The sequence below is a fragment of the Streptomyces sp. NPDC087310 genome (genome assembly GCF_044744405.1).
Classification (GTDB): Bacteria; Actinomycetota; Actinomycetes; order Streptomycetales; family Streptomycetaceae; genus Streptomyces.
On record NZ_JBIUYF010000005.1, the window covers coordinates 41,115 to 53,809 of the forward strand.

13 protein-coding genes are annotated in these 12,695 nt (G+C 70.8%); 4 read left to right on the top strand and 9 right to left on the bottom strand.

Translation table 11 applies throughout. From position 1 onward, the window contains the following. Nucleotides 1-10 precede the first annotated feature (10 nt). A complete protein-coding gene (locus tag ACIO3P_RS19435) occupies nucleotides 11-541 on the bottom strand; it encodes a CGNR zinc finger domain-containing protein (protein WP_329823517.1) in 531 nt (176 codons plus the stop codon). A 107-nt stretch (nucleotides 542-648) separates the two neighbouring features. Here ACIO3P_RS19435 and ACIO3P_RS19440 point away from each other — a divergent pair, with 107 nt between their 5' ends. Continuing rightward, on the top strand, nucleotides 649-1,011 hold the full coding sequence (locus tag ACIO3P_RS19440; RefSeq protein ID WP_401795733.1) for a VOC family protein: 363 nt from the start codon (nucleotides 649-651) through the stop codon (nucleotides 1,009-1,011). A gap of 107 nt (nucleotides 1,012-1,118) precedes the next feature. Here ACIO3P_RS19440 and ACIO3P_RS19445 read toward each other — a convergent pair whose 3' ends face one another. Genes ACIO3P_RS19445 through ACIO3P_RS19455 form a run of 3 tightly spaced genes read right to left on the bottom strand, consistent with a single transcriptional unit; the run spans nucleotide 1,119 to nucleotide 4,029 of the window. Beyond that, nucleotides 1,119-2,312, bottom strand: coding sequence for a dipeptidase (locus tag ACIO3P_RS19445; RefSeq protein ID WP_329823565.1), 1,194 nt, complete (start codon nucleotides 2,310-2,312; stop codon nucleotides 1,119-1,121). A gap of 44 nt (nucleotides 2,313-2,356) precedes the next feature. Further along, nucleotides 2,357-2,881 (bottom strand): 5-(carboxyamino)imidazole ribonucleotide mutase, encoded by a 525-nt coding sequence (gene purE / locus ACIO3P_RS19450; RefSeq protein ID WP_329823514.1) that lies wholly within the window; start codon nucleotides 2,879-2,881, stop codon nucleotides 2,357-2,359. After that, nucleotides 2,878-4,029, bottom strand: coding sequence for a 5-(carboxyamino)imidazole ribonucleotide synthase (locus tag ACIO3P_RS19455; RefSeq protein WP_329823512.1), 1,152 nt, complete (start codon nucleotides 4,027-4,029; stop codon nucleotides 2,878-2,880). The genes purE and ACIO3P_RS19455 overlap by 4 nt, the downstream gene beginning before the upstream one ends. Before the next feature lie 181 nt (nucleotides 4,030-4,210). On the opposite strand from ACIO3P_RS19455, the gene ACIO3P_RS19460 reads away from it, so the two are divergent. After that, nucleotides 4,211-4,735: a GtrA family protein gene (locus tag ACIO3P_RS19460; RefSeq protein WP_401795721.1), complete on the top strand. Its 525-nt coding sequence runs from the start codon at nucleotides 4,211-4,213 to the stop codon at nucleotides 4,733-4,735. A 50-nt stretch (nucleotides 4,736-4,785) separates the two neighbouring features. Here the strand turns inward: ACIO3P_RS19460 and ACIO3P_RS19465 are convergent, their stop codons facing one another. Both ACIO3P_RS19465 and ACIO3P_RS19470 read right to left on the bottom strand, forming a co-directional pair. Then, nucleotides 4,786-6,060 (bottom strand): ATP-binding protein, encoded by a 1,275-nt coding sequence (locus ACIO3P_RS19465; protein ID WP_329823509.1) that lies wholly within the window; start codon nucleotides 6,058-6,060, stop codon nucleotides 4,786-4,788. 34 nt (nucleotides 6,061-6,094) lie between these two features. Beyond that, the gene (locus ACIO3P_RS19470) at nucleotides 6,095-6,772 is read right to left on the bottom strand and encodes a response regulator transcription factor (RefSeq protein ID WP_329823508.1); all 678 of its coding nucleotides are present in this window, start codon (nucleotides 6,770-6,772) and stop codon (nucleotides 6,095-6,097) included. A 326-nt stretch (nucleotides 6,773-7,098) separates the two neighbouring features. On the opposite strand from ACIO3P_RS19470, the gene ACIO3P_RS19475 reads away from it, so the two are divergent. Next, nucleotides 7,099-8,631 (top strand): oligopeptide:H+ symporter, encoded by a 1,533-nt coding sequence (locus ACIO3P_RS19475; protein WP_329823507.1) that lies wholly within the window; start codon nucleotides 7,099-7,101, stop codon nucleotides 8,629-8,631. Nucleotides 8,632-8,790: 159 nt separating this feature from the next. On the opposite strand, the gene ACIO3P_RS19480 is transcribed toward ACIO3P_RS19475, so the two are convergent. Continuing rightward, nucleotides 8,791-9,279 (bottom strand): ATP-binding protein, encoded by a 489-nt coding sequence (locus ACIO3P_RS19480; protein WP_329823506.1) that lies wholly within the window; start codon nucleotides 9,277-9,279, stop codon nucleotides 8,791-8,793. 358 nt (nucleotides 9,280-9,637) lie between these two features. Continuing rightward, on the bottom strand, nucleotides 9,638-10,006 hold the full coding sequence (locus ACIO3P_RS19485; protein WP_329823505.1) for an STAS domain-containing protein: 369 nt from the start codon (nucleotides 10,004-10,006) through the stop codon (nucleotides 9,638-9,640). A 285-nt stretch (nucleotides 10,007-10,291) separates the two neighbouring features. Here ACIO3P_RS19485 and ACIO3P_RS19490 point away from each other — a divergent pair, with 285 nt between their 5' ends. Then, nucleotides 10,292-11,218 carry an RNA polymerase sigma factor SigF gene (locus ACIO3P_RS19490; RefSeq protein ID WP_401852621.1) on the top strand — a complete coding sequence of 309 codons (927 nt, stop codon included), beginning with the start codon at nucleotides 10,292-10,294 and terminating at the stop codon, nucleotides 11,216-11,218. Nucleotides 11,219-11,339: 121 nt separating this feature from the next. Here ACIO3P_RS19490 and ACIO3P_RS19495 read toward each other — a convergent pair whose 3' ends face one another. Beyond that, a complete protein-coding gene (locus ACIO3P_RS19495; protein ID WP_329823501.1) occupies nucleotides 11,340-12,584 on the bottom strand; it encodes an endonuclease/exonuclease/phosphatase family protein in 1,245 nt (414 codons plus the stop codon). Nucleotides 12,585-12,695: the final 111 nt, after the last annotated feature.

Consider the following 12,695-nt stretch of genomic DNA (forward strand, 5'->3'; position numbering starts at 1 on the left):
TACGTACGCGTCAGAGGGGCGCGCCGCCGCCGTCCATGAGTCTGGCGCGGTAGGCGCGCATCTTGGCCCGGGCCCCGCAGACCGACATCGAGCACCAGCGGCCACGGCCGGCCGGGCTGCGGTCGTAGAACGCCCAGTGGCAGTCCGTCGCCTCGCACGCCTTGAGCCGGCTCCACGTACCGTCGGCGGACGCCGCCGCGATGGCCTCCGCGACGCGGGACAGCAGGGCGTCGGGCGCGGTCGCGGGGCGGAGCGCCACCTCGCCCGCGGGCCCGACGGCGACACGGAGCGGCGCCTCGGCCAGCAGTTCGTCCAGGGTGGCGGTGGAGCGGCCCCGGGGGTGCAGGCCCGCGTGCGCGAGGCACGCGGTGCGCAGGGCCTCGCGCAGGGCGCGGGCCGCCGGGACGTCCTGCTCGGCCAGCCCGAAGGCGGCCCGGCCGTCCGCCGTGGTGAGCCGGTCGGATCCCGTCTCGATGTCCCACGAGTTGACCAGGGACTGGATCAGGGCGAGCCCTCCGGGGGCGGGCGGACGGTCATTCATGGTTGCGACGTTACCTCTCATGGGGGACCATGCAGTAACGGTTACCCATTGAGGCCATCTAGCAGTAACCAGCCAGCAGTAACCACGATCCGTGAGGAGCGAACGCCATGGCCATCGCCACACTCGGCACCGTCGTCCTGGACTGCCCCGACCCGCTCGCGCTCGCCGGTTTCTACGCCCAGGTGCTGGGCGGTGAGGTCAGGGAGGACGGCGACGACTGGGTCACCCTCACGGGCGCCCCGGGCGCGCCGCTCGCCTTCCAGGCCGCGCCCGGCCTCGTACCGCCCGCGTGGCCCGCGCCGGAGGGGTCGCAGCAGTTCCACCTGGATCTGAGCGTCCCCGACCTGGACGTGGCGGAGAAGGGCGTGCTGGCGCTGGGTGCCGTACCGCTGGACGCGACGGACCGGAACCGGTCCTTCCGGGTCTATGCGGACCCTGCCGGGCATCCGTTCTGTCTCTGCGCCGAGTGACGGCGCCTTGACGGCGCGCCGCTGGAAGCCTGCGGGCGCCCGCTGACGGCTGAGGGCGCCCTCCCCGGGGCCGGGGAGGGCGCCCTCGTACAGCCGGGCTCGGGGGCTCAGCCGTCCAGGTCGGTGATCGTCGCCTGTGACGCCGGGCGCTCTCTGCGCAGCGTGCGCGAGACGCCCTCGGCCGCCCGGAGCACCCGGACCGCGTTGCCCCAGGTCACCTTGGAGATGTCCGCCGTCGACCACTTGCGGGCCAGCAGCTCCGCGATCAGGTTCGGGTAGCCGGCGACGTCCTCCAGGCCCTTCGGGGTGAACGCCGTGCCGTCGAAGTCGCCGCCGATACCGATGTGGTCGATGCCCGCGGTCGCGCGCATGTGGTCGAGATGGTCCGCGACCGTGGCGACCGTCGCGACCGGGCGCGGGTTCGCCGCCTCGAAGTCCTCGTGGACCCGCATGGCGTCGGCGGTCGTGGCCAGCGGGTGCAGGCCGTGCGCGAGCATGTTCGCGTCGGCCTCCCGGGTCCAGTCCACCGCCGCCGGGAGGATGAACTTCGGCACGAACGTGGCCATCGCGACGCCCCCGTTGGCGGGCAGCCGCTCCAGGACGTCGTCCGGGATGTTGCGGGGGTGGTCGCAGATCGCCCGCGCCGACGAGTGCGAGAAGATCACCGGCGCGGCCGTCGCGGCGAGCGCGTCGCGCATCGTCGTGGCGGCCACGTGCGAGAGGTCGACCAGCATGCCGACCCGGTTCATCTCGCGGACCACTTCACGGCCGAAGGGCGAGAGCCCGCCCACCGACGGGGCGTCCGTGGCCGAGTCGGCCCAGCGCAGGTTGTCGTTGTGCGTGAGCGTCATGTAGCGGACGCCCAGCGTGTGCAGGGCGCGCAGGGTGGCGAGGGAGTTGTTGATGGAGTGGCCGCCCTCGGCGCCCATCAGCGACGCGACCCTGCCCTGGCGCCGCGCGGTCTCCATGTCGTCCGCCGTCAGCGCGCGGGCCAGGTCGTCGGGGTAGCGGGCGAGGAGCCGGCCGACCACGTCGATCTGTTCCAGCGTCGCGCTGACCGCGTCGTCCCCGGCCATGTCGGACCGTACGTACACGGACCAGAACTGGCCGCCGACGCCGCCGCGCCGCAGCCGGGGGATGTCCGTGTGGAGGCGGCCCGTGAGGTCCTCGGCGATGTCGAGGCGGTCCAGGTCGTACCGTACGTTCTCGCGCAGCGCCCACGGCAGGTCGTTGTGGCCGTCGACCACCGGGGCGTCGGCCAGCAGGGCGCGGGCCGCCGCCAGGAGGTCCTCGGCCCCAATCTCATCCTCGGCCCCGGCCTCGTGGGCGGAGGCTTCCGGCGCCGTCACGTGCCGAACCCGAAGTGCTCCGAGCCCTCGACCTTCGCGCGCAGCCGCTGGCCCTTCTCCGTCGCCTGCCGCTTCAGCTCCTGCTGGAACTCGCGCATCCGGTCCTGGAGCTCCGGGTCGTGCGCCGCGAGGATCCGGGCGGCCAGCAGGCCCGCGTTGCGCGCGCCGCCCACCGAGACCGTCGCGACCGGGACGCCGGCCGGCATCTGGACGATGGAGAGCAGCGAGTCCATGCCGTCCAGGTACTTCAGGGGTACGGGGACGCCGATCACCGGCAGCGGGGTCACCGAGGCCAGCATGCCCGGCAGGTGGGCCGCGCCGCCCGCGCCCGCGATGATCGCCTTGAGGCCCCGGCCCGCCGCGTCCTCGCCGTACGCGATCATCTCGTGCGGCATGCGGTGGGCGGAGACGACATCGACCTCGTACGGGATCTCGAACTCGTGGAGGGCCGTGGCCGCGGCCTCCATGACGGGCCAGTCCGAGTCGGAACCCATGACGATGCCCACGACAGGGGGTGTCATTCGGTGATCGTTCCTCTGAGGTAGCCGGCTGCGTGACGGGCGCGCTCCAGCACGTCGTCCAGGTCGTCGCCGTAGGTGTTGACATGCCCCACCTTGCGGCCGGGTTTCACGTCCTTGCCATACATGTGGATCTTGAGCTGGGGGTCCCTGGCCATGCAGTGCAGATACGCCGTGTACATGTCGGGGTAGTCACCGCCGAGGACGTTGCACATGACCGTCCAGGGCGCGCGCGGGCGCGGGTCGCCCAGCGGCAGGTCCAGGACCGCCCGTACGTGGTTGGCGAACTGCGAGGTGATCGCGCCGTCCTGCGTCCAGTGCCCGGAGTTGTGGGGGCGCATCGCCAGTTCGTTGACGAGGATGCCCGGGGTGCCGTCGGCGGACCGCGTCTCGAAGAGCTCCACCGCGAGATGGCCGACCACGCCCAGCTCGGCGGCTATGCGCAGCGCCAGCCGCTGGGCCTCGCCCGACAGCGCCTCGTCGAGTCCGGGCGCGGGCGCGATGACGGTGTCGCAGACGCCGTCGACCTGCCGGGACTCGACCACGGGGTAGGCCACGGCCTGGCCGTGCGGCGAGCGGACGATGTTCGCCGCCAGCTCCCGTACGAAGTCGACCTTCTCCTCGGCGAGGACGGGGACCCCGGCGCGGAAGGGCTCCTCGGCGTCGGCCTGGGACCGTACGAGCCAGACGCCCTTGCCGTCGTACCCGCCGCGCACCGTCTTCAGGATGACGGGGAAGCCGCCCACCTCGGCGGCGAAGGCGGCGGCGTCGGCCGCGTCGGCCACGATCCGGTGGCGCGGGCAGGGCACGTCGAGTTCGGTGAGCCGCGCGCGCATGACGCCCTTGTCGTGGGCGTGCAGCAGCGCCTCGGGGCCGGGTCTGACGGGGATACCGTCGGCCTCCAGGGCGCGGAGGTGCTCGACCGGGACATGTTCGTGGTCGAACGTGATCACGTCACAGCCGCGCGCGAAGTCACGCAGCGTGTCCAGGTCGCGATAGTCGCCCACGACGACCTCGCTCACCACCTGGGCCGCCGAGTCCTGGGGCGTGTCACTGAGGAGCTTGAATCTGAGGCCGAGGGGGATACCCGCCTCGTGGGTCATACGGGCGAGCTGACCGCCGCCGACCATGCCGACTACCGGGAACGTCACGTACCTAGCGTAGCCGCCGTCCGGCCCGGCCCGCCCCCTTGTCCACAGGCACCCTCCGCGAGGGCCCGCCGGGCTGTGGACAAGGGGGCGCCCCCGGAGAGCGCTGGTTAGCATGGTTCGACGGTGATGCCGATCACCGGCACCACACACCGACAGCGACCGGACGGGGCTGAGCAGGCTGATGAGCGAACAGGGCGCACTGCGCGTGCGACTGCGCAAGCTCGTGCGCGAGGCCGCCAAGTTCGGCGCGGTGGGCGGCATGGGGCTGCTGGTCAACCTGCTGGTCTTCAACCTCGTACGGCACACGACGGAGCTGCCCGTGGTCCGGGCCAGCATCCTGGCCACCGTCGTCGCGATCGCCTTCAACTACGTGGGGTTCCGCTACTTCACCTACCGGGACCGCGACAAGACCCGCCGTACCCGCGAGCTGACGCTCTTCCTGCTGTTCAGCGCGGTCGGGCTGGTGATCGAGAACGGGGTGCTGTACGCGGCGACGTACGGCTTCGGCTGGGACTCCCCGCTCCAGAGCAACGTCTTCAAGTTCCTCGGCATCGGGATAGCCACGCTGTTCCGCTTCTGGTCGTACCGCACCTGGGTGTTCCAGGCCCTGCCCGCCTCCGGCGACGCCGAAGGGGCCGAGCGCGGGGCGCAGGGGGTGGCCGGCGGGGCGGCCGAGGAGCCCGCGGTCAGCCGCCTCGGCCGCTGACCCGTAGCCGCTGTCCCGTACCCGCTGCCCCGTAGCCGCTGTCGCGGCCCTCAGCGGACCGGGCGGTCCGGCTCCTTGCGGGCCGTGCGTGTGGTGGCCTCCCGGCTGAGGAAGAGCGCGAAGATCGGCGGCTGCTGTTGCAGCAGCTCCAGCCGCCCGCCGTCCGCCTCCGCGAGGTCCCGGGCCACGGCGAGGCCGATCCCGGTGGAGTTCCGGCCGCTGATGGTCCGCTCGAAGATCCGCGCCCCGAGGTCGGCGGGGACGCCGGGCCCCTCGTCCGTCACCTCGATCACCGCCTGGTTCCCGGTGACCCGGGTGCGCAGCGCGACCGTACCGCCGCCGTGCATCAGCGAGTTCTCGATCAGCGCCGCGAGCACCTGGGCGACCGCGCCCGGGGTCGCGACGGCCCGCATGCCGTGGCGCCCCGAGCAGACGATGGCCCGTCCCGCGCTGCGGTAGGCGGGCCGCCACTCCTCGATCTGCTGCTTGACGACCTCGTCGAGGTCGAAGGCGACGGCGGAGCCGGTCCGGGGGTCGCGCGCGTTGGTGAGGAGCCGTTCCACCACATCGGTGAGCCGCTCGACCTGCGTCAGCGCGATGGTCGCCTCCTCCTTGACCGTGTCCAGATCGTCGGTGGCGGAGATCTCCTCCAGCCTCATGGACAGGGCGGTCAGGGGCGTACGGAGCTGGTGCGAGGCGTCAGCGGCGAGCCGGCGCTCGGCGGTGAGCATCCGCGCGATCCGCTCGGCGCTGGAGTCCAGGACATCGGCGACCCGGTCCAGCTCGGGCACCGCGTACCGCTTGTGGCGGGGGCGCGGGTCGCCGGAGCCCAGGCGCTCCGCGGTCTCCGCGAGGTCGGTGAGCGGCGAGGCCAGCCGGTTGGCCTGGCGTACCGCGAGCAGGACGGCGGCGATGACGGCCAGCAGCGCCACCGCGCCGATGATCAGCAGCGTACGGCCGACCTCGCGGGTGACCGAGGAGCGCGCCTCCTCGACGGTGACGGTCTCGCCCTCCTCGCCCTCGGCCTTCGCCCGGATGACGCTGCCGGACGGGCGTGTCCCGATCTCGACGGCCGCCCGGCCGGGGATCTCGATCCGGGCGTACCGCTTCTGGTCGACCTGTTCGGAGAGGATCCGGGCGGTGACGCGGTCACCGCCGAGCAGCCGGCTGTCGACGATGCTGACCAGCCGCAGCGCCTCCGAGTCCACGCTCTCCTGGGCGCTGTTGCTGATCGTGCGGGTCTCGACGATGACGAGCGACACCCCGAAGACGGCGATGACGACGAGCACCACGGCGAGCGTGGAGTTGATCAGACGACGGCGCACGGTGCCCTCCGGGGCGTTCGCTCTTCTCGGGCCGTCAGCTCTTCTCGAAGCGGAAGCCGACGCCCCGTACCGTCGCGATGTAGCGCGGGTTCGCCGCGTCGTCGCCGAGCTTCTTGCGCAGCCACGAGATGTGCATGTCGAGCGTCTTGGTGGACGACCACCAGGTGGTGTCCCAGACCTCGCGCATGAGCTGGTCGCGGGTGACGACCCGGCCCGCGTCCCGGACCAGGACCCGCAGCAGGTCGAACTCCTTGGCCGTGAGCTGCAGTTCCTCGTCGCCCATCCAGGCGCGGTGCGACTCGACGTCGATCCGTACGCCGTGGGTGGCCGGGGCGGGAGCGGGGTCCGCGGCGCCGCGCCGCAGCAGCGCCCGTACGCGCGCCAGCAGCTCGGCGAGCCGGAACGGCTTGGTCACGTAGTCGTCGGCGCCGGCGTCCAGGCCGACGACGGTGTCCACCTCGTCGGCGCGGGCGGTCAGCACCAGGATGGGGGCGGTGTGGCCTTCGGCGCGCAGTCTGCGGGCGACTTCGAGGCCGTCCATACCGGGCAGGCCCAGGTCGAGGACGACGAGGTCGATGCCGCCCTGGAGTCCGGCGTCCAGCGCGGTCGGACCGTCCTCACGGACCTCGACCTCGTATCCCTCCCGGCGCAGGGCGCGGGCCAGCGGCTCCGAGATGGAAGCGTCGTCCTCGGCGAGCAGTACACGGGTCATGGGGTGATGGTAGACCGCAAAAGGCGGCAGCCGGGAAGTGCTCGGCGACGTCCGCCGGGGCGCGGCGGACCGTCCGGCGCCCGGTGGACAAGGCGCGGAGGGGTCTCGGCGTCACGCCTTCGGCCCTACGGTGCGATCTGATGATCAGCCTTCGAATGTAGGCATTCAGCCGCACGAAAACCTGTGATCCATCTCTCAAGTCCTTCCATATCATGCTCTGTGGTGCCGTATGGTGGCGAGACGCCTGTAGTACCACCTGGGGACCTTTGGCCTGCTGAGCGCCGAAGGTCCTTTTTATGTGCCAACCCCCCACGAAGGATCGATCCATGGCGTCCAGCCTGACGAAGGATTCGCCCGAGTCGCCCGGCGCACCCGGCGGCACGGAGAAGACCTTCTTCGGCCACCCCCGCGGCCTGGCCACCCTCTTCATGACCGAGATGTGGGAGCGCTTCAGCTTCTACGGCATGAGAGCACTGCTCACCATCTACCTGATCTCCGGCGGACCCGATGCCTCGAAGGGGCTTCAGGGCGGCGGGCTGGCGATGGACCTGGCCACGACCACGGCCATCTACTCCATCTACCTGTCCATGGTCTACCTGCTGGCGCTGCCCGGCGGCTGGCTGGGGGACAGGGTCTGGGGGCCGCGCAAGACGGTCACGATCGCGGCCTGCACGATCATGGTGGGCCATCTGACCCTCGCCCTGCCGGGTTCGGGGACCTTCTTCGCCGGCCTGGCGCTGGTGGCGCTCGGCTCCGGCCTGCTGAAGGCCAACATCTCCACGATGGTCGGCCATCTCTACGACGGCCCGAACGACCCGCGGCGCGACGGCGGATTCACCGTCTTCTACATGGGCATCAACATCGGCGCCTTCTTCGCACCGCTGATCATCGGCACCGTGGGCGAGAAGTACAGCTGGCACCTCGGCTTCGCGCTCGCCGCGGTCGGTATGGGTATCGGCCTGGCCGTCTTCCTGCTCGGTACGAAGCACCTCAGCCCGGAGAGCAGCCGCGTCCCCACCCCGCTCTCCCGCGAGGAGCGCGCCACCTGGCTGCGCAAGGGGATGACCTGGCTGCTGATCGCGACCGTCTTCTACGCCGCCGTCGTCCTCAGCGGCCACTTCACCCTCAACTGGGCGATGGTCCCGCTGACCCTCGCGGGCCTGGCCATCCCGGCCGCCGTACTGATCCGGATCAAGCGCGACAAGGAGCTGTCGGCGGCCGAGCAGACCAAGATGTCCGGGTACATCTGGTTCTTCGTGGCCGCCGCCGTCTTCTGGATGATCTACGACCAGGGCGGCTCGACGGTCCAGGCGTTCGGCACGACGAAGGCGGCCGACTCGCTCTTCGGACTGAACTTCCCGACGTCCTGGTACCAGTCGCTGAACCCGGTCTTCATCATGGCGCTGGCGCCGGTCATCGCCTGGTTCTGGCTGTGGCTCAACCGCAGGGGCCAGGAGCCCAGCACGGTCGTGAAGTTCGCCGCCGGGCTGTTCTTCATCGGCGTCTCGTTCTTCTTCTTCCTGATCCCGCTCGTCATGGCGGGCGGGGGGACCCTGGTCAGCCCGATGTGGCTGGTGGGCATCTACCTGATCCAGACCGTCGGCGAGCTGTGCGTCTCCCCGGTGGGCCTGTCGGTGACGACGAAGATGGCGCCGACGAAGTACGCGAGCCAGATGATGGGCGTCTGGTTCCTGGCGGTGACGGCGGGCGACTCGGTGACCGGGCTGCTCTCGATCGGCGGCGTAGACCTGAGCCGTACGGGCGTGGTGGCGCTGGAGGCGCTGCTCGCCACGCTGGCGGGGGTCGCGGTCTTCATGTACCGGAAGAAGGTCAGGTCGCTGATGGGCGACATCCGCTGAGCCACTGATCCTGGGGTCCCCGTACCCACGGGTACGGGAAAGAGCCGCCGCGCCGGTCATCGGTGCGGCGGCTCCGGCGCACGCTCGCGCACAGGCTGCGTAGTGCTCTGCGCACGGCACCGCGTACGGCCTACGTACGGGCGGGTACGGCTACGCGCGTCACGCCGGGGCTGACAGCTCCGCCCACACGGTCTTGCCGGCGGCTCCGGGCGTCCTGACGACACCCCAGTCGAGGCAGAGGCGCTGCACGATGAACATGCCGTGCCCGCCGGGGCGGCCCGCGCGGTGCGGCGTACGGGGGGCGGGCTGGCCCGTACCCCGGTCGGTGACCTCCAGGCGCAGCACCTTCGCGGTGAACGCGACGCGCAGCCCCTCGGGGCCGTCGGCGTGCAGGCAGGCGTTGGTGACCAGCTCGGAGACGACGAGCAGCACGTCCTCCGCCGCCGCACGGCGGTCGGCGGTCGCGGCCGGGAGCCAGCCCCAGTCGTGGAGCGCCTGGCGGGTGAAGTCACGCGCAAGCGGGACCACACCGCTGGCGCCGGCCAGTACGAGCGTCCGCACCCGCGCGTCGGACACCACGGGGGGATGCCCCGGCCGGTCCGACTCGGGGCCGAGGTCGCCCGGCGGCGGCTGCCGGGTGGTGCTCATCAGCGCTTCACCTCACCGATTCACCAATGCGTGAGTTCATCAGTACGACTTCAGTACGACGTCAATTTCAGTACGTCTTCCATGCAACTTCATCTTCAATGCAACTTCATCAATCATGCGAGCAACAGGATCCCGCAGGGCCTGCCCGGGGTCTTCTGCCCCTCCGAATCGTGACAACACCCACTTCACCGGTCGGACGTCGTGACACATGCAACACACGGGCCTCCGGCGCCACGACAAGGCGGAAAAGACGCCATGAAAGGGGTGCCGGATCGGTGGGCGGGGCCGGGCTCGGACCGGGTCGCCGCGGAGCGGGCGGGCCGGAGCGAACCGGGTCCGGCCCGCTCCGGGCCGGTGCTCAGTCGGCCAGGGCGTCCGCGAGTGAGTCGTGGACGGTGAAGACCGCGTCGGCGCCGGTGATCTCGAAGACCCTCGCGACGACGGGCAGCATCCCGGCCAGGTGGACCCCGCCTCCGGCGGCCTCCGCCTTCAGGCGGGCGCCGAGCAGCACGTTGAGCCCGGTGGAGTCGCAGAATTCCAGGTGTGAGCAGTCGATCACCAGGCGTACCCGGCCCCGCTCAAGGGCGTCGTCCAGGGGTTCGCGCAACAGCTCGGCCGTATGGTGATCCAACTCACCGGCCGCCGTCACTACCTCGCTCCGGCCCTCGGCCCGAACTCCGACCTGAAGCCGGCCCCGGTTCGTGCTGCCGACCGTCTGGCGGTCCATGCCCGTCCCTCTTCGCCGATGGTGTCGATCATGCCGACAGTGGTCCGTCTCGACGTCATCACAAGCTGATGACGTCCGTCGAACATTACGCCTTTCACACGTCAGGCGGTACCCAAACTCCCCCACAATAGGGACATATGCCGCAATTAACACTTGCAACGGTACGTACCTACCGGGTAGGGCTAGTAGGGACACGTCCACCGCGACCGGCTTTGGAGGCGCCGCAAACCGTAGCAACACGTATCGGCTTCGGCAGCCATATGCCGAGAACGTATGGAGGAGACCATGTCACCCCGGCTCGACGAACCGCGTACCCAGAACGCGCCGTCGGCAACTCCGCCCGCAGCATTTGAGACCGACGTCACTCCGTCCGACGTCACCTGGCCGTCCGAGGGCCTTTCCGACGGGCTCATGGACCTGCCCGAGATCCCGCCCTTCGACGAGGTGGGCGCGGTGGATGCCCGGGCCCTGTCGAAGACTCTCTTCGCCCGCCTGGAGGCCCTGGAAGAGGGCACCCACGAGCACGCGTACGTCCGTAACACCCTGGTCGAGCTGAATCTCGCCCTGGTGAAGTTCGCGGCCTCCCGGTTCCGCTCCCGCAGCGAGCCGATGGAGGACATCGTCCAGGTCGGCACGATCGGCCTGATCAAGGCCATCGACCGCTTCGAGCTCAGCCGAGGCGTCGAGTTCCCCACCTTCGCGATGCCGACGATCATCGGTGAGATCAAGCGTTTCTTCCGCGACACGTCGTGGTCGGTACGGGTGCCGCGCAGACTCCAGGAGCTCCGCCTCGACCTCGCCAAGGCCGGCGACGAACTGGCGCAGCGGCTCGACCGCGCGCCCACCGTCGGCGAGCTGGCGGAGTGCCTCGGCCTCACCAAGGAGGAGGTCGTCGAGGGCATGACGGCGAGCAACGCGTACACCGCGAGCTCGCTGGACGCACAGCCCGAGGACGACGACACCGAGGGCGCGCTGGCCGACCGGATCGGGTACGAGGACCACGGGCTCGAAGGCATCGAGTACGTCGAGTCGCTGAAGCCGCTGATCGCGACGCTGCCGTCGCGCGACCGGACGATCCTCTCCCTGCGCTTCGTCGCGAACATGACGCAGTCGGAGATCGGGGAGGAGCTGGGCATCTCGCAGATGCACGTGTCGCGGCTGCTCACCCGGACCCTGGTCAAGCTCAGAAAGGGTCTGACGCTGGAGGAGTGAGCGGGCCGGAGTGCGCCCCTCCCCTCGCTGCCCCTTTCCGTCACGCCGTGCGCCCGCCCCCTGAACGAGGGGACGGGCGCATCCGGCTGTCGGGTCCCGGTTACCTGCTTCCCACTCCCGATCAGGTGAGCTGCCGCTGCCGGCAGTCCTTCTCCACACCGGCCTGGTACAGGCAGACCTTGACGACAGGTGACGTCACGGCCCCCGCCGCCGTGGCGAAGGTGGTGCACTGGTCGGCGTACGCGCCGTCCGCCCCGGTCAGGACCTGGGCGCCGCCCGAGGTCCTGTACACGTAGGCGCGTACACCCCAGCCGTCCGCCTTGTTGTCGCAGACCCGCAGGGTGGCGCCGCCGTCGCCCTGCGTCGCGAGATGGGCCCATCCGGCGAGGGAGTCGGCGCCCGCGAGCACGGACCCGGTCCTGGTGACAGGCGCCGCGCGGACGGTCAGGTCGGCGATGACGGGCCGGTGGTCGGAGGCGTTGGTCGTCACGGTGCGGGCACCGCCGACGTCGAACGCGGGCGTCGTGTAGATGTAGTCGATACGGGAGTCGTCGAGCCCGTCCCCGGGGTGGGTGACGGCGCCGCTGCCCGTGTTGGCGTTCACCCGGGTCCAGGAGTCGATCCACTCGGCGGCGGCGAACCAGGGCCTGATCTGGTTGTCGGGGCGCACGTTGAGATCGCCGGTGAGCAGCATCGGGGTCGTCATCAGCGCCCCGGACACCTTGTCGATGACGGCGCGCGCCTGCCGGTTGCGCCGCTCGGTGGCCTCGGTCCCGACGCCGGCGGAGAGGTGCGTGGTGTAGACGCGTACGTCCGTCCCGTTGACGTCGAGCCGGGCACCGCCGAGGCTGCGCAGGACGGCGGTGGTGCCGCTCGGGTACTGCGGAAGCTGGAAGGTCAGCTTCTCCTTGATCGGGTACTTGCTGAGGATGAGGTTGCCCGCGACGCCGCCCAGGGCGTTGGTGTCGCTCTTGGCGAAGTGCGCGAAGTACTGGGGGAAGGCGTCGAGCAGCACCTGCCACTGGTTGGGGCCGCCGACGGCGGTGTTGTCGTGCAGCTCCTGGAGGGTGACGACGTCGGGGTTCTGAGCCCCGATCACACTCACGATGCGCTGGATGTCGGTGACGCCGTCGGAACCCTGGCCGCCCTGGATGTTCCAGTCCATGACCTTGAGGGACTCGGCGGCGAGCGCGGCGGGAGCGGCGGGAGCGGACTCCGCGGGCTGCTGGGCGCTCGCCGTGTACGTGCCGCCGGCGGCCGCGAGAAGGCCGAAGGTCGCGGCCAGCGTGGGCAGTACGGTCCGGGCGATACGTATAACCTTCGCGGACGCTGACTGCGTGGATCTGACACCGTTTCGGGCTGTCAACTGGGTCCCCTTCGCTGGATGGTGGTCCCCCTGATCCAATCCGGCATCGCCCTCGCGCACAACAGGGTAGGTCCGTCGGGGTCGTTCGGCCGGTGCGGCGCCGCGGTGACG